The sequence below is a fragment of the Paracoccus acridae genome (assembly GCF_014642735.1).
Taxonomy (GTDB): domain Bacteria; phylum Pseudomonadota; class Alphaproteobacteria; order Rhodobacterales; family Rhodobacteraceae; genus Paracoccus; species Paracoccus acridae.
This window is the reverse complement of the sequence record NZ_BMIV01000001.1, coordinates 1-16,445: the sequence shown is the minus strand read 5'-3', so window position 1 is coordinate 16,445 and position 16,445 is coordinate 1. Positions and strand designations below refer to the sequence as shown.

Below are 16,445 nucleotides of genomic sequence, written 5' to 3'. Positions count from 1 at the left end.
ATCCCGCCGACATGCCCCGGATCGACCGCTATATCCTCAGCCAGTTGCTGACCCTGTTCGGCTTCTTCGCGCTGGTGCTGGTGTCGGTCTATTGGATCAACCGCGCCGTCAGCCTGTTCGACGACCTTCTGAGCGACGGGCAGACCGCGCTTGTGGTGCTGGAATTCACGGCGCTGACCCTGCCCCTGGTGATCTCGGTCGTCCTTCCGGTGGCGGCCTTCGCGGCCACGGCTTACGGGACGAACCGGATGGCGGGCGAATCCGAACTGGTGGCGATGCAGGCGGCGGGGCTGTCGCCCTGGCGGCTGGCGCGGCCGGTGCTGGTCTTCGGGGTCTTCGTGGGACTGATGGTGGCGGTGCTGGTGCATGGCCTGGTGCCCATGGCCCGGGCGCGGCTGGCCGACCGGCAGGCGGAACTGGCCCAGGACGCGACCGAACGGTTCTTGCGGCCCGGCAGCTTCCAGTATCCGGCGGACGGCATCACCCTGTTCATCCGCGACATCGCGAGCGACGGCCGCCTGCTGGATCTGTTCATCGAGGATGCGCGCGATCCCGCCAACCAGGTGATCTACACTTCCGAGGAAGCCCTGGTCGTGCGCGCGGAAACCGGGCCGGTGCTGATCCTGCTGCGCGGCCTGTCGCAGAACCTGCGGCAGACGGGGGACCGCCAGTCGCTGGCCGTCACGCGCTTTGCGGAATTCAGCTATGACGTGGGGGCGATGCTGTCGGGCGGGACGCGAAAGGGCCGCGATCTGCGCGATTACGGCACCTTGCAATTGCTGAACCCGGACGCCGCGCTGCTGGCCGCGACCGGCGCCACGGCCCCCGACGCCCGGCGCGAGGCGCATGAAAGGATCGCCCAGCCCCTGTTGTCGCCCGTTGCGGCGATGATCGGCTTTGCCACGCTGCTGATCGGCGGCTATTCGCGTTTCGGCGTCTGGCGGCAGGTGCTGTGGGCGATCCTGGGGCTGATCCTGGTGCAGTTCCTGACCAATGCGGCGGCGAACCAGGCCGGGCGCGATCCGTCGCTGTGGCCCCTGCTTTATGTCCCGGCGGCGGTGGGGGCGGTCATGTGCGCCGCCCTGCTGTGGATCGCGGGCAGGCCGCGGCGGCTCAGGCAGGGGGGCGCCCCGGCATGATCCTTGCCCGCTATGTCGCGCGCCGCTTCCTGCGGTCCTTCGTCACCATCACCGGGGTTTTCCTGCTGATCCTGCTGCTGATCGACATGATCGAGATGATCCGCCGGTTCTCCGACCGCGACATCGGCCTGGGCGGCGCGCTGGGGCTGGCGGCGCTGAATGTCGCGTCCAGTTTCTATTCGATCCTGCCGCTGCTGACGGTGCTGGCGGGGATCGCCCTGTTTCTGAACCTGGCGCGCACGTCCGAAATGGTGGCGATCCGGGCATCGGGACGTTCGGCGCTGAAGGTCGTGACCGCGCCCGCCGTCACCGCCATCCTGGTCGGCGCGCTGACGGTGGCCGTTCTGAACCCCCTGGTCGCCGTCACCGGCGCCCGCTTCGACGAGGCCGTGGCCGAGATCGACCGAAACAGCCGCCAGACCGTATCGGTGGGCGACAGCGCCGTCTGGCTGCGCCAGGCCGTGGCCCAGGGCACCGAGGAAGCGGGCCAGATCGTCATCCGCGCCCGCCGCGCCAGCCCCGACGCCACGACGCTTTACGACGCGACCTTCATGGTCTTCGACGAGGCGAAAGGCCCCGTCCGCCGGATCGAGGCCAGGGAGGCGCGCCTTGCGCCCGGCCGGTGGGAACTGTCCGACGTGCGCGACTATCCCCTGTCCGACACCAATCCCGAGGCCGCCGCCACATCGGCCGACCGGATGGAACTGGCCTCCGACCTGACCGCGCAACGCATCCGCGAAGGCTTCGGCCGCCCCGAGGCGGTGCCGGTCTGGAACCTGCCGGGCTTCATCGCGGGCCTTGAACGGGCAGGCTTTTCCGCCGCCCGCCACAAGGTCTGGCTGCACATGGAACTGGCGCGGCCCTTCCTGATGGCCGCCATGGTGCTGATCGCCGCCGCCTTCACCATGCAGCATGTGCGCGGCCGCAATACGGGCGGCGCGGTGCTGCTGGCCTTCGGGGCCGGGATCGGGCTGTTCTTCCTGCGCAATCTGGCGCAGGTTCTGGGCGACAATGGACAGGTTCCGCCCTGGCTTTCCGGGTGGACGCCGCCGTTGGTGGGGGGTCTGCTGGCGCTGACGCTGATCCTGGCGCGGGAGGACGGATGAAAACGCGCGTGCTGACATGGGGGATCTGCGGGGCCGTGCTGATGATGGCGCCGTCCCTGGCCCTTGGCCAGACGATGCTGAGCCAGGATCCGGGCCTTGGCGCGGGCGGCATGGGCGGTGCCAGCGGCTTTCGCTGGAACGACGAGGCCGCCCTGGCGCCCACCGCCGATCCCCTGGGCGATGCCATCCTGGGCGACCGCACCCCTTATGCCCCCAGGTTGCAGGCCGCGGCGCCCGACGCCGACGTCACCCTGCCCGCCCGCGACCCGGGCGGGCCGGAAGACGACGCCGCCACGGTCCTGGCCGACAGCATGGTCCTGCAAGGGGACCGGACGCTGATCGCGGCGGGGGGCGTCGTCGTCTGGTACCAAGGCGCGCGGCTGGTGGCATCGCGCATCGTCGTGGACGGGCCGACGGGAACCCTGACCATCGAAGGCCCGATCCACCTGTCCCGACCCGGCGCGGCCGACCCCGATGCCGAGGCCGTGCTGATCGCCGACAGCGGCCAGCTTGACCGCGAATTGCAGGACGGCATCATCCGCGGCGCCCGCCTGGTGCTGGCGCGCGAATTGCAGCTTGCCGCGACCGAGGCGACGCGCACCGGCAATGGCCGGACGACCACCCTGCGCCAGGTCGTCGCCTCGTCCTGCCAGATCTGCGCCAGCGACCCGACGCCCTTGTGGGAAATCCGCGCCCGCAGCATCACCCATGATGCGGAAACGCGGCTGCTGACCTTCGATCGCCCGCAGTTCCGCGCCTTCGGCGTGCCGCTGGCCGCCGTGCCCTTCACCGTGACGGCGCCCGATCCCACCGTCGAACGCCGCACCGGATTCCTGCGGCCCCAGTTCCGCACCACCTCCAGCCTGGGCTTCGGGGTCAAGGTTCCCTACTTCGTCACCCTGGGCGATCATGCCGACGTGACGGTGACGCCCTATGTCTCGGCCGATCGCACAAGGACGCTGGAACTGCGCTATCGCCAGGCTTGGACAAAGGGCGTCACCGAATGGAACGGCGCGATCACCCGCGACGATATCCGGCCGGGCGAGACACGGGGATACCTGTTCGGCAATGCCCTGTTCGACCTGCCGCGCGGCTATCGGCTGGGGGTGCAGGTGCAGGCCGTGTCCGAACGCGCCTATCTGCTGGATTACGACATCACCGATGCCGACAGGTTGTGGAGCGGGTTCACGCTGGAACGCGTGACCCGCGACCGGCTGTTCTTCGGCCGGGTCGGAAACTATCGCTCGCTGCGCGAGGACGAGGACAACAGCACCTCTCCCGCGCAGGTGGCCGACGTGATCTGGCAGCGCCGCTTCACGCCCGATTACATCGGCGGGCAGGGGCTGCTGGAATGGTCGGTCCACGCCCATCGCCGCCCCTCGGACCAGGATCAGCTGGGTCGCGACATGGCCCGCGCCTCGGTCGGGCTGGACTGGCGGCGCAGCGAGATCCTGCCCGGCGGGGTGGTGGGCGCCGCCCTGGCCGGCCTGAACGCGGACATCTATCGCATCGCGCAGGACAGCGGCTATGACGACCTCGAGGCCCGCGCCGATCCCATGCTGGGCGTCGAACTGCGCTGGCCCCTGATCGGCGGCAGCGACGGGGCCACGCATATGGTCGAACCGGTGGCGCAGATCCTGTATTCCCCCCCCGGAGGAGACGGGGACATCCCCAACGAGGACAGCCGCCTGATCGAGTTCGACGAGGGCAACCTGTTTTCCGAAAGCCGCTTTCCCGGCTGGGATGCCCGCGAAAGCGGCCTGCGCGCCAATCTTGGCGTGACCTGGACGCGCCTCGATCCGACCGGCTGGTCGCTGGCCCTGACCGGCGGGCGCGTCTTCCGCACCGAAGCCGACCTGGACTTTCCCCCGAATTCCGCCCTGTCGGGGACCAGTTCCGACTGGCTGGTCTCGGCCCAGTATGACAGCGGCACCGGCCTTGCCATCGCCAATCGGGCGCTGTTCAACGACGACCTGGACATGTCGCGCAACGAATTGCGGCTGGGCTGGCTGCGCGACGACCTTCAGCTTTCGGCGGGGCATCTGTGGCTTGACGGCTATGCCCAGGACGACACCGCCGTTCCGGACATCAGCGAACTGGTCGCCAATGTCGGCTGGCAGATCCGCGACGGCTGGTGGGGCAGCGCCGAGACCCGCTACGATTTCGTGGCCGACCAGGCGCAACGCGCCTCGCTAGACGTCACCTATCGCAACGAATGCCTGACCGTCGAAATGGGCGTGTCCCGGCGCTTCACCAGTTCGGACAACGTGAACCCCGAAACCAGTGTCGGATTCTCGGTCCGGCTGGGCGGCTTCGGGATGCAGGAAGATCTGCCGGGCACGGTGGCGCGCCGATCCTGCATACGCTAAGCTTCGCGCCAAGAAACGAACACGCCAACAAAAGACACGGGGGCCAGCAGATGCGGCATTTCCTTTCCGGCTTCGCCCTGACGGCGGCGCTTGCGGCAGCGGCACCGGCCCTTGCGCAGAACCCGTTCGAGCCGGTGATCTATATCAACAGCGCCGCCATCACCCGCTATGAGGTGGAACAGCGCCAGCGTTTCATGCAGATCCTGGGCGCCCCCGGCACCACGGCCGAACAGGCGCAGCAGGCGCTGATCGACGACCGGCTGCGCAACCATGCCGCCCGGCAGCTTGGCATCGTGCCGACCGACGAAGGCCTGCAGAACGGGCTGGAGGAATTCGCCGGCCGCGCGGGCCTGTCGGCGGCCGAATTCACCGCCGCGCTGGAAGGCGCCGGTGTCGAACCCCAGGCCTATCGCGATTTCGTCAGCGCCGGCCTTGTCTGGCGGCAGGTGATCCGCGAACGCGTCGTGCCCCGGATCAAGGTGTCCGAGGCCGAGGTCGATCAGGAACTGCGCCGGGTGATCGAGACACCGATCCTGTCGCGGGTGCTGATTTCCGAACTGATCATCCCCGCGCCGCCGGGCCAGGAGGAACAGGCGCTGAACCTTGCACGCCAGATCGCCGGGGCGGGCCTTTCGTCCGACGAATTCGAGGCGGCGGCACGGCAGTATTCCGCCGCCGATTCGGCCCAGTCGGGGGGCCGCCTGGCCTGGGTGAACATCGACAACCTGCCGCCCAGCCTGCGCCCGGTCATCACGGCCCTGCAACCCGGCCAGACGACCCAGCCCCTGACCGTCGAGGGCGCGGTGGTGTTGTTCCATCTGCGCGACAGCCAGGGCACGCTGCGCCCCGGCGCCACCGAACAGGTGATCGACTATGCCACCCTGCGCCTGCCCACGGCGGCGGATGCGGCGACCCTGGGCGCGCGGACGCGGTCCTGCGACGACCTTTACGTCCAGGCGGGCGCCCAAGCGGGCCAGGTCCAGCGCCAGACCGTGCCGCAGGGCGCCGTCCCCACGCTGATCGCGCAGCGTCTGGCAACGATGGACGCGAACGAAACAGGCGTGGTCGATTACGGCAACGGGGCCGATCTGGTGATGCTATGTTCCCGCCAGCCCGCCCTTGCGGCCGACCTGTCCGATGACGTGGCCACCACCGCCCTGCCTGATGACGGGGTCGAGGCTGCAATCCCCGACGCCAACGCCCTGCCCACCCGCGAAGCCGTCCGGGACGAGATCTTCAACCGCAAGGCCAATGCCGCAGCCGAGGCCTATCTGGCCGAACTGCGCGCCGAAGCCCTGATCCGCCGACCGTGACGGTGCGGCGCATCATCCTGACCTGCGGCGAACCGGCAGGCGTCGGGCCGGAACTGGCCCCGCAGGCGCTGGCGTCTGGCGTCGATTTCGCCTGGATGGGCGATCCCCGGCACCTGCCGGCAGGCACGGCCTTCACTGAAATCGCCCGCCCCGACGACCCGGTTCCTGCGGGCCACCTGCCTGTCCTGCGCCACGACTTCGCCGTCCCTGCGGTTCCGGGTCGCCCCGATCCCGCCAATGCGGCGGGCGTGATCGCCGTGATCGCCCGGGCGGTCGATCTGGTATCGGCGGGACAGGCGGCGGGCATCTGCACCCTGCCGATCAGCAAGCAGGCGCTGAAGGAAGGCGCGGGCTTCGCCTTTCCGGGCCATACCGAATACCTGGCCCATCTGGCGGGGGGCGTGCCGGTGGCGATGATGCTGGCCTCGACCACGGTGGAACCGCCCTGCCGCGTGGTGCCCGCGACGATCCACATTCCCTTGCAGGACGTGCCCGCCGCCTTGACCGACGGGGTCCTGGAACAGGCGATCCGCATCACCCATGCCGCGATGATCCGCGACTTCGGCATCGCCGCGCCGCGCCTGGCGGTGGCGGGGCTCAACCCCCATGCGGGCGAGGGCGGCACGATGGGCCGCCAGGAAACCGACTGGATGGCACCGCTGCTTGCGCGCCTGCGGGCCGAAGGCTTCGACCTGTCCGGCCCCTTGCCTGCCGACACGATGTTCCATGCCCCCGCCCGCACCCGATACGACGCGGCGATCTGCGCCTATCACGACCAGGCGCTGATCCCGATCAAGACGCTGGATTTCGCGGGCGGCGTGAACGTCACGCTGGGCCTGCCCTTCATCCGCACCTCGCCCGACCACGGCACGGCCTTCGACATCGCGGGCAAGGGCATTGCCAGCCCCGCATCCACCATCGCCGCCCTGCGCATGGCCCGCGACATGGCCGTGGCGCGGGCATGAGCACCATCGACAACCTGCCGCCCCTGCGCGAGGTGATCGCCCGCCACGACCTGCGGGCGAAGAAGCAGCTTGGGCAGAACTTCCTCTTGGACCTGAACCTGACCGCCAAGATCGCGCGCCAGGCGGGCGACATGACCCAGTGCGACGTGCTGGAGATCGGCCCCGGCCCAGGCGGCCTGACCCGTGGCCTGCTGGCGGAAGGCGCGCGCCATGTCCTTGCCATCGAAAAGGATGCCCGCGCCCTGCCCGCCCTGCAGGAAATCGCCGACCGCTATCCGGGTCGCCTGACGGTGATCCACGGCGATGCGCTTCAGGTCGATCCCCTGGCCCATCTGACCCCGCCGATCCGAATCGCCGCGAACCTGCCCTACAATGTCGGGACAGAATTGCTGATCCGCTGGCTGACGCCATCGGACTGGCCGCCCTTCTGGCAGTCGCTGACGCTGATGTTCCAGAAAGAGGTCGCGGAACGCATCGTCGCCGCGCCCGGCAGCAAGGCCTATGGCCGCCTTGCGCTGCTGGCCCAGTGGCGGGCGGATGCCCGCATCGTGATGACCCTGCCGCCCGAGGCTTTCGTGCCCGCCCCCAAGGTCCATTCGGCGGTGGTCCAGCTGACCGCCTTGCCCCAACCCCGCCATCCCGCCGATCCGGCGGTCCTGTCGCAGGTCACGGCAGCGGCCTTCAACCAGCGGCGCAAGATGCTGCGCGCATCCTTGCGCGGCCTGCATCCGCAGATCGAATCGCTGCTGGAACAGGCGGAGATCCCGCCCACCGCCCGCGCCGAGGAGATCGACCTCGAACGGTTCTGCGCCTTGGCCCGCGCTTTGCAGGATGCCCGGCAAAGCCAATGAAAAGGGCCGCTGACGGTTCGTCGCGGCCCTTCGATCCTATTCGTCGCCGGCAGGGGTTTCCTGGGGCGCGGGTTCGCCCTCGGCCGACTTGCGACGGCCGCGCGGGGCGCGAGGCGCTGCGGGCTTGTCGCCGCGCGGGGCGCGGGGGGTGCGGGTGCGGGCGGGCTTGGCCGCCGCCTCGGGCGTCTCGACCGGGCCGGTGGCTTCATCCTCCGAAGTGGTCACCGCGTCAGGCAACCCCCCGGCATCGGGTGCCATGACCGGATCGGGCTGCGAGGGTTCCTGCGGCGCGGGCTCCGGCTGGGTCGAAGCGGGTTCGGGCTGCATATCGCGCCGTTCCTCGGGCGCCGGCTCGGGCCGGGCATGTTCGCGCTGGCCCTGGTCGCGGTTACCGCCCTGGTCGCGGGACCCGTGGTCGCGCTGCTGGCCTTGATGACCGTTGTCGCGCCCGCCTTGATCGCGGCGCCCCTGGTCGCGGCCGTTGCCATTGTCACGGTTGTTGTCGTCGCGGCTGCCGTGGTCGCGCGCAGCCTGCTCGCGGTGCTGGTGGCCGCCATTGCCGTTCGCCGGGACATCGCGCCCCTCATCCCCGTCCTGACGGGGCTGGTGGAACTGCTGGCGTTCGGCCATTTCCTTCTGCGCCTCGCCCAGCATCCGCGTGTAATGCTCGGCGTGCTGCAGGAAGGACTGCTCGGCCACCCGGTCCCCGGACAACTGCGCGTCGCGGGCCAGGGTCAGGTATTTCTCGATGATCTGCTGGGGCGTGCCACGCACCTTGCCCTCTGGGCCAGAGCTGTCGAATACGCGGTTGACGATATTGCCCAGCGAACGCTGGCGGTTCGACTTGTTGCGCGAACGGGATTTCGATGATCTCATCAGTTTGTCTGTCGTGATTCCAGTGTAATCCGGGATCCAGTGATCTGGACGGCATCGCGGGCGGCACGGGCGTCACAAATATGGACTTTGCTGTTCAGCCCAGGACCTTCGCCCGAACAAACGCGATCGGCGTTCATCAGGGAAACGGCTTTTGCAGGCAGACCCGTGCGTTGGCATCGCTGCCCCCTGCACAAGGGCGACTAATCATGCCCCGCGCGGGCTGACAAGTGAAAACTTGCATGAATGCGGCGATTCACGGGTTTCAGGCGGAAAAACGGGCCAGAACGACACGGTCGCGACCGTCCAGATCGCGGATCACCCGTGTCTCGGCCCCTGCTTGCGCAAACATCGCGGCCACGGCCTGGCCCTGGGTCGGACCGATTTCCACCAGCACATGCCCGCCGGGCGACAGGTGGTCCGTAGCCCCCGCCGCAATGGCGCGATAGGCCGTCAGCCCGTCCGCGCCATCGGTCAGGGCCGAATGGGGTTCCCAATCCCGCACATCGTCGGAAAGGCCGGCCATCTCGTCCAGGGCGATATAGGGCGGGTTCGATACGATCAGATCGAAACGGCCGGTCACGCCGCCATACCAGTCCGACAGGGTGAAATCCGCCTCAACCCCGATCCGGGCCGCATTCCCCCGCGCAACCTCCAGCGCCGCGGCCGAGATGTCCGTCCCCAGCCCTCGCGCCCCCGGACGTGCCGCCAGCAGGGATATCAGGATCGCCCCGGTTCCCGTGCCCAGGTCCAGGACGCTTTTCCAGGGCAGGCCAAGCGCCTGATCCACCAGCACCTCGGTTTCCGGGCGCGGGTCCAGGGTGTCGGGGGTGACGCGGAAGCGATGGGCATAGAAGTCGCGAAAACCGACGATCTGCGCAACCGGCTGGCGCGCGCTGCGGGCGGCCAGGCCCCGGTCCAGCCGGTCCATCTCGTCACCCGTCAGGGCGCGGTCGTCCAGCAACCGCAGCCGCCCCGGCTCGATCCCCAGAACCGCAGCCAGGATCCGGTCGGCGTCGCGGGCCGCACCTTCGATCCCCGCCGTCGTCAGCCGCCGGGCGGCATCGCGCCGTGCCTCGGACAGCCTCATCCCTCGGCGGCCAGGCGCGCCGCCTGGTCATGGGCGGTCAGCGCGTCGATGATGTCCCCCAGATCGCCCGCCATGATCCGGTCCAGCGCGTAAAGCGTCAGGTTGATGCGGTGATCCGTCATCCGCCCCTGCGGGAAATTATAGGTGCGGATCCGTTCGCTGCGATCGCCCGATCCGACCTGCGACTTGCGGTCCGCCGCCCGTTCGGCATCGGCGCGCGAACGCTCCATGTCGTAAAGCCGGGCGCGCAACACGGCCATGGCGTTGGCACGGTTCTGGTGCTGGGACTTCTCGCTGCTGGTGACGACGATGCCGGTGGGCAGGTGGGTGATGCGCACCGCCGAATCGGTGGTGTTCACATGCTGGCCGCCCGCACCGCTGGCGCGCATGGTGTCGATGCGGATGTCGCCGGCGGGGATGTCGATATCGACCTCCTCGGCCTCGGGCAGGACCGCCACGGTCGCGGCACTGGTGTGGATGCGCCCGCCCGATTCGGTTTCGGGAACCCGCTGGACGCGGTGGACGCCGGATTCGTATTTCAGCCGGGCAAAGACGCCCTCGCCCTCGACGCGGGCCACGGCTTCCTTGACGCCGCCCAGTTCGGTTTCCGTCAGGTCCAGCATCTGGAAGGTCCAGCCCTGCTGTTCGGCATGGCGGCGATACATCGACAGAAGATCGCCCGCGAACAGCGCGGCCTCGTCCCCGCCGGTGCCGGGGCGGATCTCGATGATGGCGGGGCGGGCATCGGCCGCATCCCTGGGCAGCAGGGCGATGCGCAGCGCCTGTTCCAAGGCCGGCATCTCGTCCCGCAGGCGGGCCAGTTCGTCGGCGGCAAGGTCGCGCATCTCGGGATCGGCCAGCATGGCCTCGGCCTCGGCCAGGCCGGCCCCGGCCTCGCGCCAGCGGGCGATCTGCTCGACCACGGGCTTCAGTTCGGCATATTCGCGGCTGATCCGGGCGATCTGGTCGGGGGCCGCGCCGGCGTTCAACTGCGCTTCGAGAAACTCGAACCGCTGGACGATCTGGGACAGGCGATCTTCGGGCAACATGGCAGGGGATTACCCGCGCCCGATCAGGCAAACAAGGACTTCTTCGTTGCCGAAATACCCTCGGGGGTCCGGGGGCAGACAGCCCCCGCTGCCGCTGGACCGAGGTCAGCGCCGCGTCCAGCCGTAAAGCGCGATCAACTCCATCGCCACATGCGCCCCGGCGATCGCCGTGGCCCCGGTCGTGTCATAAGGGGGCGAGACCTCGACCACATCGCCGCCGATCAGGTCCACCCCCGCCAGCCCGCGCAGCAGCGCCGCCGCCTGCCAGCTTGCCAGCCCGCCCCAGACCGGCGTGCCGGTGCCGGGCGCGAAGGCCGGATCCAGCGCGTCGATGTCAAAGGTCACATAGACCGGACGCTCGCCAATCACCTGCTGGATCCGGGCCAGCGTGGCGTCCACCCCGTCGCGATGCACCGACGGCGCGTCAAGGATCGTCACGCCCAGCGTATCGGGATTGTCGGTGCGGATGCCGATGCTGACGCTGGCCGCAGGATCCACGGCTCCCTCGCGGATCGCCTTGTAGAGGAACGTCCCGTGGTCGATCCGGTCCGGGTCGTCATCCACCCATGTATCAGAGTGGGCGTCGAACTGGATCAGCGCCACCGGTCCGCGCCGGGCCGCCACCGCGCGCAGGATCGGCAGGGTGATGGAATGATCACCCCCCAGCGTGATCGGGGCGGCGCCCGCGTCCAGGATCGTGCCCAGATGCGCCTCGATCCGCGCAGGAACCTCTCGCGTGTTGGCGTAATCGAAGGCCATGTCGCCGTAATCCACCACCGTCAGAACGGACAAGGGGTCATAGCCCCAGCCATAGGGCGCATCGAAGGCCTGCAGCGTTGAAGCCTCGCGGATCGCGCGGGGGCCGAAACGCGTGCCGGGGCGGTGCGTCACCGCCTGGTCAAAGGGGATGCCCGTCACCGCAACATCGACGCCCGCCAAATCCTTGCTGTATCGCCGGCGCAGGAAGCTGGTGGCGCCGCCGAAGGCGTTCTCGAAGGACAGGCCGCGCGGGTCCTTCCGGGTAAAGGCCTGATCGACCTGGTTCTTTGCATCCTCAAGTGCCATCCAAGCCATCCCGCCCTGCTGCCATGCGGCATCGTGGCGCAGCGCCGGGCGCATCGCAAGCGTCCCGGTTTGATCTGCATCAGGGCGGCGGGCGCGAATGGCTGACATCATCCATCCCGGGCGCGCGAGACATGAAACGAGAGACAGCCATGAAGACATCCCTTCTTGCCATCGCCGCACTGGGCGCGCTTGCGCAGCCCGTGCTGGCCCAGACCGCGCTTCCGCCGGATGCCGACCTGCGAGCCGCCGCCCTGGAATGGTTCGAGCCCATTCCCCAGACGCCCCAGGCCCCGGCCAACAACGTGCTGACCCCGGAACGGGTGGATCTGGGCGCGATGCTGTTCTTCGATCCGCGCATGTCGCTGTCGGGCCTGTTTTCCTGCCAGACCTGCCACAACGTGGGCTTGGGCGGCGTTGACGGGCTGACCACCTCGATCGGCCATGGCTGGCAGCAGGGGCCGCGCAACTCTCCGACCATGCTGAACGCGATCTTCAACATCGCGCAGTTCTGGGACGGCCGCGCGCCGGACCTTGCCGAACAGGCGAAAGGCCCCGTCCAGGCCGGGGTCGAGATGAACAACACCCCCGAAAACCTGATCGGCACGCTGAACTCGATGCCCGGCTATGTCGAGGCCTTCGAGGCGGCCTTCCCCGACGAGGCGACGCCCGTCAGCTTCGACAACTTCGCCCGCGCGATCGAGGCGTTCGAGGCGACCCTCATCACCCCCGACAGCGCCTTCGACCGCTATCTGAAAGGCGATGACGCGGCGATGACGGAACAGGAAAAGCGCGGCCTTGCGGCCTTCATGGACACGGGCTGCACCGCCTGCCATTCCGGCGTGAACGTGGGCGGCCAGGACTATTATCCCTTCGGCGTGGTGGAACGGCCCGGCGGATCGGTCCTGCCCGAAGGCGACCGGGGCCGCTTCACCGTGACGCAGACGGCCAGCGACGACTATGTGTTCCGGGCAGCACCGCTGCGCAACGTCGCGCTGACCGCGCCCTATTTCCATTCCGGCGCCGTCTGGGACCTGCGCGAGGCGGTGCAGATCATGTCCTCGTCGCAGCTTGGCACCGAACTGGCCGAAGCCCAGACCGACGAGATCGTGGCCTTCCTGGGCACACTGACGGGCAAGCAACCGCAGGTGGTCCACCCGATCCTGCCGGTGCGCGCGTCCGACAGCCCGCTGCCCCAGCCGATGGTGCAATGACACCCGGCCCGGTCCGGCGATAGCCGGGCCGGGTTCCCCGAATCGCCTTGCATATGCGGCATTCGCCGCTATAAGACCCCATCCTTCCGCCGAGATCTTGCAACCGGCGCAGCCTCTCGTGACGGGTGCGGAAGGATTGCCCGTCGATGAAATGCGCCCGAAAAACTGAAAGGGATGCCATGCCTCTGTACGAGCATGTGCTGATCGCCCGCCAGGACCTGTCGAACACGCAGGCCGAAGGGCTGATCGAACATTTCGGGACCGTGCTGGCCGACAACGGCGGCCGGGTCATCGAAAACGAATACTGGGGTGTCCGCACCCTCGCCTACAAGATCAACAAGAACCGCAAGGGCCATTATGCCTTCCTGCGTTCGGACGCGCCTTCGGCCGCCGTGCAGGAAATGGAACGCCTTGCCCGCCTGCATGACGATGTGATGCGCGTCATGACCGTGCGCGTGGACAAGCACGAGGAAGGCCCCTCGGTCCAGATGCAGAAGCGCGAAGAGCGCGGCGAGCGTGGTGACCGCGGCGATCGTGGCGACCGCCCGCGCGGCGATCGCGACCGTGGCGACCGTGATCGCGGTGGTGATCGTGGTGACCGCGGCGAACGCCGCGAGCGGACTGAAAGGATCTGATCATGGCGAACAAACCGTTCTTCCGCCGCCGCAAGGTTTGCCCGTTCTCGGGCGAGAATGCGCCCGCGATCGACTACAAGGACACGCGTCTGCTGCAGCGCTACATTTCCGAGCGCGGCAAGATCGTGCCCTCGCGCATCACCGCCGTGTCCGCCAAGAAGCAGCGTGAGCTGGCCCGCGCCATCAAGCGCGCCCGCTTCCTGGCGCTGCTGCCCTATGTCGTGAAGTAAGGAGACGAGGACATGCAAGTCATCCTGCTGGAACGCGTGGCCAAGCTTGGCCAGATGGGCGAAGTCGTCAACGTGAAAGAGGGCTTTGCCCGCAACTTCCTGCTGCCGCAGGGCAAGGCGCTGCGCGCATCGGACGCCAACATCAAGGCATTCGAAGGCCGCAAGGTGCAACTGGAAGCGCAGAACGCCGAAACCAAGGCCGAAGCGCAGAAGATCGCCGACAAGCTGGACAGCCAGACCTTCGTGGTCATCCGTTCCGCCTCGGACGCCGGTGCGCTGTATGGTTCCGTGACCACCCGCGACGCGGCCGAAGCCGCGACCGAGGCCGGCTTCACGCTGGACCGCAAGCAGGTCGTGCTGAACAACCCGATCAAGGAACTGGGCCTGCACGAGGTCAACGTCGTGCTGCACCCCGAGGTCGAGGCGACCATCCTGCTGAACGTCGCGCGTTCGCCCGAGGAAGCCGAGCTTCAGGCGCAGGGCAAGTCGATCCAGGATCTGGCCGCCGAAGCCGATGCCGCGGCCGAGTTCGAGATCGCCGAACTGTTCGACGACATCGGGGCAGCCAACGACAGCGACGACGACCGCTAAGGGTCCGCCCGCACACGCAAAGTTCAGGGCCGCGGCGGGAAACCGTCGCGGCCTTTGCTTCGTTCTGGTCCAAATCGTTTCCCGCCGGAACCAGACGTATCATGGACTTGATGATTGGCAGCCGTCCCCGGACGGATTTTTCGCATTACTCCGCAGGACACCCGATGCCTGATTCCCTTTCCCAGCTTCTTGCCAGCCGCGACTGGATCATGGCCGACGGGGCGACGGGGACGAACCTGTTCAACATGGGCCTGCCGTCGAATGTCGCGCCGGAATTGTGGAATGCCGACCGCCCGGATGCGGTGCGGCGCCTGTACCAGGACGCGGTGGATGCCGGGGCCGACCTGTTCCTGACCAACACCTTTGGCGGCAATGCCAGCCGTCTTCGCCTGCAAGGGGCTGCGCATCGCGTGCGCGAGCTGAACCTTGCCGGCGCCGCCATGGCGCGGGACGTCGCCGACGCCTCGGGCCGCAAGGTCGTAGTGGCGGGCAATATCGGCCCCACGGGCGAAATCATGGCGCCCATCGGAACCCTGTCCCATGCCCGCGCGGTCGAGATGTTCCACGAACAGGCCGAGGCCTTAAAGGAAGGCGGCGCCGATATCCTGTGGGTGGAAACCATCAGTTCCGAACAGGAATTCCGCGCCGCCGCCGAGGCTGCCCGCATGGCCGACATGCCCTGGTGCGGCATGATGAGCTTTGACACCGCCGGCCGCACGATCATGGGCGTGACCTCGGCGCAACTCTCGGCCCTCGTGGAACGACTGCCCAATCCGCCCGTCGCCTATGGCGCGAATTGCGGCGTGGGCGCGGCGGACCTGCTGCGGACGGTGCGCGACTTCGTGGCCTCGGGGAACGAACGGCCGATCATCGCCAAGGGCAACGCGGGCATCCCGCATCTGGAAGCCGGCAGCCTGCATTACGACGGCACGCCCGAAATCATGGCGGATTACGCCTGGCTGGCCCGCGACCTCGGGGTGCGGATCATCGGCGGCTGCTGCGGCACCACTCGCGACCACCTGCGGGCCATGCGCGACGTCCTGGAATCGCGTCCCGCAGGCCCCCGCCCGTCGCTTGAGGAAATCGCCGGACGGCTTGGCGGCTTCAGCGCCATCCAGACCATCTGAGGGGCGGCGACGCATAGCCCGGCCCGGCAAAAAAGAGGCCGAACATCATGTTCGGCCCCTTTTCAGTCCATCCCGCGGATCAGGCGGTGCGCTGCCTGCGACGGTTCAGGACTGCCAACCCACCCAAGGCGCCCAGCATCAGCATCCCGGCGGCAGGCAGCGGCACGGGCGCGATCTTGACGGCCGCAAGCGCGGCATCGGGCCGACCGATATTGTCGTTTCCGGTCGGATCCACGAAGAACGAGAAGGTGGTCCCGATCAGCCGGAAGCCTTCAGCCTTGCGATAGCCGTTCCCGCCCGGATAAACCTTGTCGGCGACCACCGTCACATCGGGAACGCCACCGGGGGTTCCTGCCGTGATATAGGCGATCTCGGCGCTGCTGCCATCCTGGGCAACGAACAGGTCAAGAAACCAGGTCGCCACCAAAGCCACGCTGCGCGAAAAGACGATCTGGATATAGTTTGCGGGGTTGCCCACGATCTCGGACCCCGAGATGCCCAGGCCGTCGTTCACGCAGGCCAGTTCAGGCACCGGAGAGGTGCAAGCCTCGGGGGCGCGAACCTCGCCCCGAGAGGAGGTCAGCGTCCAGTCGATCGAGCCCACACTGCCCGTCAATGTTCCAGAGGTTCCAACAGGATAGGCCGTGAAATCGATCATCGCAGCCTTGGCAGGCGCTGCGACAGCCATCAAGGCCAATGCTGCGACTGCTATACCCTTGACATTTCTTAGTCCGGCCTGAACAACTTCTACTGCATTGATTTTGTGTGCTGAAGCTGCGGTTTTGTTGGCTTTGAATTGCAGGGTTTCGTATGCTTTTGCCAGAAACCCTG

The 16,445-nt window shown here is 68.1% G+C and carries 16 protein-coding genes; 11 read left to right on the top strand and 5 right to left on the bottom strand.

Annotation, left to right across the window (positions count from 1 at the left end; genetic code table 11):
- Window positions 1–11: 11 nt before the first annotated feature.
- Genes lptF through rsmA form a run of 6 tightly spaced genes read left to right on the top strand, consistent with a single transcriptional unit; the run spans window position 12 to window position 7,743 of the window.
- Window positions 12–1,139, top strand: coding sequence for an LPS export ABC transporter permease LptF (lptF, locus tag IEX25_RS00080; RefSeq protein ID WP_188713965.1), 1,128 nt, complete (start codon window positions 12–14; stop codon window positions 1,137–1,139).
- Window positions 1,136–2,245 (top strand): LPS export ABC transporter permease LptG, encoded by a 1,110-nt coding sequence (gene lptG, locus IEX25_RS00075; protein ID WP_188713529.1) that lies wholly within the window; start codon window positions 1,136–1,138, stop codon window positions 2,243–2,245. Before lptF ends, lptG begins: the two co-directional genes overlap by 4 nt.
- A complete protein-coding gene (locus IEX25_RS00070) occupies window positions 2,242–4,614 on the top strand; it encodes an LPS-assembly protein LptD (protein WP_229664969.1) in 2,373 nt (790 codons plus the stop codon). Before lptG ends, IEX25_RS00070 begins: the two co-directional genes overlap by 4 nt.
- A 50-nt stretch (window positions 4,615–4,664) precedes the next feature.
- Window positions 4,665–5,927, top strand: a complete 1,263-nt coding sequence (locus IEX25_RS00065) for a peptidylprolyl isomerase (protein ID WP_188713528.1) — start codon at window positions 4,665–4,667, stop codon at window positions 5,925–5,927.
- A complete protein-coding gene (gene pdxA / locus IEX25_RS00060; RefSeq protein ID WP_229664968.1) occupies window positions 5,924–6,892 on the top strand; it encodes a 4-hydroxythreonine-4-phosphate dehydrogenase PdxA in 969 nt (322 codons plus the stop codon). The genes IEX25_RS00065 and pdxA overlap by 4 nt, the downstream gene beginning before the upstream one ends.
- On the top strand, window positions 6,889–7,743 hold the full coding sequence (gene rsmA, locus IEX25_RS00055) for a 16S rRNA (adenine(1518)-N(6)/adenine(1519)-N(6))-dimethyltransferase RsmA (RefSeq protein ID WP_188713527.1): 855 nt from the start codon (window positions 6,889–6,891) through the stop codon (window positions 7,741–7,743). The genes pdxA and rsmA overlap by 4 nt, the downstream gene beginning before the upstream one ends.
- A gap of 36 nt (window positions 7,744–7,779) precedes the next feature.
- Here rsmA and IEX25_RS00050 read toward each other — a convergent pair whose 3' ends face one another.
- From IEX25_RS00050 to speB, 4 genes are all read right to left on the bottom strand, one after another.
- Window positions 7,780–8,619 carry a DUF4167 domain-containing protein gene (locus IEX25_RS00050; protein WP_188713526.1) on the bottom strand — a complete coding sequence of 280 codons (840 nt, stop codon included), beginning with the start codon at window positions 8,617–8,619 and terminating at the stop codon, window positions 7,780–7,782.
- 262 nt (window positions 8,620–8,881) lie between these two features.
- The gene (gene prmC / locus IEX25_RS00045; protein WP_188713525.1) at window positions 8,882–9,706 is read right to left on the bottom strand and encodes a peptide chain release factor N(5)-glutamine methyltransferase; all 825 of its coding nucleotides are present in this window, start codon (window positions 9,704–9,706) and stop codon (window positions 8,882–8,884) included.
- Entirely contained in the window at window positions 9,703–10,755 is a 1,053-nt protein-coding gene (prfA, locus tag IEX25_RS00040; protein ID WP_103173062.1) for a peptide chain release factor 1, read from the bottom strand. The genes prmC and prfA overlap by 4 nt, the downstream gene beginning before the upstream one ends.
- Window positions 10,756–10,860: 105 nt before the next feature.
- Window positions 10,861–11,820: an agmatinase gene (speB, locus tag IEX25_RS00035; RefSeq protein WP_188713962.1), complete on the bottom strand. Its 960-nt coding sequence runs from the start codon at window positions 11,818–11,820 to the stop codon at window positions 10,861–10,863.
- Window positions 11,821–11,969: 149 nt separating this feature from the next.
- On the opposite strand from speB, the gene IEX25_RS00030 reads away from it, so the two are divergent.
- The 5 genes from IEX25_RS00030 (at window position 11,970) to bmt (ending at window position 15,614) form a co-directional block, all read left to right on the top strand.
- Window positions 11,970–13,031, top strand: coding sequence for a cytochrome-c peroxidase (locus IEX25_RS00030; RefSeq protein WP_229664967.1), 1,062 nt, complete (start codon window positions 11,970–11,972; stop codon window positions 13,029–13,031).
- A 179-nt stretch (window positions 13,032–13,210) separates the two neighbouring features.
- Window positions 13,211–13,666: a 30S ribosomal protein S6 gene (rpsF, locus tag IEX25_RS00025; RefSeq protein WP_103173060.1), complete on the top strand. Its 456-nt coding sequence runs from the start codon at window positions 13,211–13,213 to the stop codon at window positions 13,664–13,666.
- 2 nt (window positions 13,667–13,668) lie between these two features.
- The gene (gene rpsR, locus IEX25_RS00020; RefSeq protein ID WP_103173059.1) at window positions 13,669–13,896 is read left to right on the top strand and encodes a 30S ribosomal protein S18; all 228 of its coding nucleotides are present in this window, start codon (window positions 13,669–13,671) and stop codon (window positions 13,894–13,896) included.
- 12 nt (window positions 13,897–13,908) lie between these two features.
- On the top strand, window positions 13,909–14,487 hold the full coding sequence (gene rplI, locus IEX25_RS00015; protein ID WP_188713524.1) for a 50S ribosomal protein L9: 579 nt from the start codon (window positions 13,909–13,911) through the stop codon (window positions 14,485–14,487).
- Between the two features lie 164 nt (window positions 14,488–14,651).
- Window positions 14,652–15,614, top strand: a complete 963-nt coding sequence (gene bmt, locus IEX25_RS00010; RefSeq protein ID WP_188713523.1) for a betaine--homocysteine S-methyltransferase — start codon at window positions 14,652–14,654, stop codon at window positions 15,612–15,614.
- A gap of 79 nt (window positions 15,615–15,693) precedes the next feature.
- Here bmt and IEX25_RS00005 read toward each other — a convergent pair whose 3' ends face one another.
- The gene (locus tag IEX25_RS00005) at window positions 15,694–16,272 is read right to left on the bottom strand and encodes a VPLPA-CTERM sorting domain-containing protein (RefSeq protein ID WP_229664966.1); all 579 of its coding nucleotides are present in this window, start codon (window positions 16,270–16,272) and stop codon (window positions 15,694–15,696) included.
- Between the last annotated feature and the right edge of the window lie 173 nt (window positions 16,273–16,445).